This window comes from Streptomyces sp. ActVer, from assembly GCF_027270795.1.
In the GTDB taxonomy this organism is placed as follows: Bacteria; Actinomycetota; Actinomycetes; order Streptomycetales; family Streptomycetaceae; genus Streptomyces; species Streptomyces umbrinus_A.
Map to the genome: position 1 here is coordinate 1 of NZ_JAPWHT010000885.1, position 1,374 is coordinate 1,374.

Here is a 1,374-nt window from a genome sequence, read left to right on the forward strand (position 1 = left end):
GCCGTCGACCGGGAGCGGCGCGGCGCCTGGCTGCGCGGCACGGCCCTGACCGCGGGCGCGCACCTGGCCAGCATGGGCGTGAAACGGCTCGTACGCCGCCCACGCCCAGGACACGTCGAACCGCTGGTCCGCACCGCGGGCCGGCACTCCTTCCCCAGCTCGCACGCCACCTCCGCGGCGGCCGCCGCCGTGGCCTTCGGAGCGCTCGGCGCCCATGCGGTGCCTCCGCTGGCCGCCGCGATGTGCCTCTCACGACTGGTCGTCGGCGTCCACTACCCCTCCGACGTGGCCGCGGGCGCGGCGCTCGGCGCGATCACGGCCCGCCTCGGGGCCCGCTGGATGACAGGAGGCCGTGACCATGGCTGAAACGGTCCTCCTGGAGAGCACGCACAAGAAGCACGAGAAACAGTCCGCCCGGGAGAAAAGCGGCCTCCTAAGAGGGCTGATCAGGACCGCCCGTCCGAAACAGTGGGTCAAAAACGTCCTCGTGGTCGCCGCCCCGGCCGCGGCCGGCGAGCTCTTCTCACGCCACGCGCTCACCCAGATCGCGCTCGTCTTCGTGCTGTTCACGGCCTGTGCCGCCGGCGTCTACCTGGTCAACGACGCCCGGGACGCCGACGCCGACCGCGCCCACCCGGTCAAGCGCCACCGGCCGGTCGCCGCCGGACAGGTGCCCGTACCGGTCGCCTACTCCGTAGGGATCGCGCTAGCCGTCGTCGCCCCGACGGTGGCCGCGTTCCTGTGCTCCCCGCTCACCTCGGCCCTGCTGACCGCCTACCTGGGCATGCAGTTCGCGTACTGCGTCAGCCTCAAGCACGTCCTTGTGATCGACCTCGTCGTGGTGACCACCGGGTTCCTGATGCGGGCCATGATCGGGGGACTCGCGCTCGGCATTCCGCTGTCGCGCTGGTTCCTGATCACGACCGGCTTCGGCGCGCTGTTCATGGTCTCCGCGAAGCGCTACTCCGAAGCCGTGCAGATGGCCGGGAAAGCGGGCGCCACGCGCGCGTTGCTCACCGAATACACCACCGGCTACCTGCGCTTCGTCTGGCAGCTCGCCGCCTCCGTTGCCGTCCTCGGCTACTGCCTGTGGGCGCTGGAGGAGGGCGGCGTACCCCACACCAGCGTCCTGCCCTGGCGGCAGCTGTCGATGGTCGCCTTCATCCTCGCGGTCCTGAGATACGCGGTGTTCGCCGACCGCGGCACCGCCGGCGAACCCGAGGACGTCGTCCTGCGCGACCGCGCGCTCGCCCTCATCGGCGTGGTGTGGCTCGCGATGTACGGCCTGGCGGTGGCCAACTGGTGAGCCACGCACAGCGGCTGAAGGCCCCCGGGCCCCAGCCCCAGCCCGGCGCCTGCAAGGTGACCGTCACG

2 protein-coding genes are annotated in these 1,374 nt (G+C 71.8%); both read left to right on the forward strand.

Annotated elements, in window-relative coordinates:
• Nucleotides 1–366, forward strand: a 366-nt coding sequence (locus O3Q52_RS53070; protein ID WP_269655546.1) for a phosphatase PAP2 family protein, incomplete at its 5' end; no start/stop codon positions are given.
• Complete coding sequence (locus tag O3Q52_RS53075) at nucleotides 359–1,306, forward strand: decaprenyl-phosphate phosphoribosyltransferase (protein ID WP_269655547.1); 948 nt, start codon at nucleotides 359–361, stop codon at nucleotides 1,304–1,306. The genes O3Q52_RS53070 and O3Q52_RS53075, both read left to right, overlap by 8 nt.
• Nucleotides 1,307–1,374: the final 68 nt, after the last annotated feature.

What these genes read in the sequence shown, in the direction of transcription:
- O3Q52_RS53075 (WP_269655547.1), top strand. Translation starts at nt 359, where the DNA reads ATGGCTGAAACGGTCCTCCTGGAGAGCACGCACAAGAAGCACGAGAAA.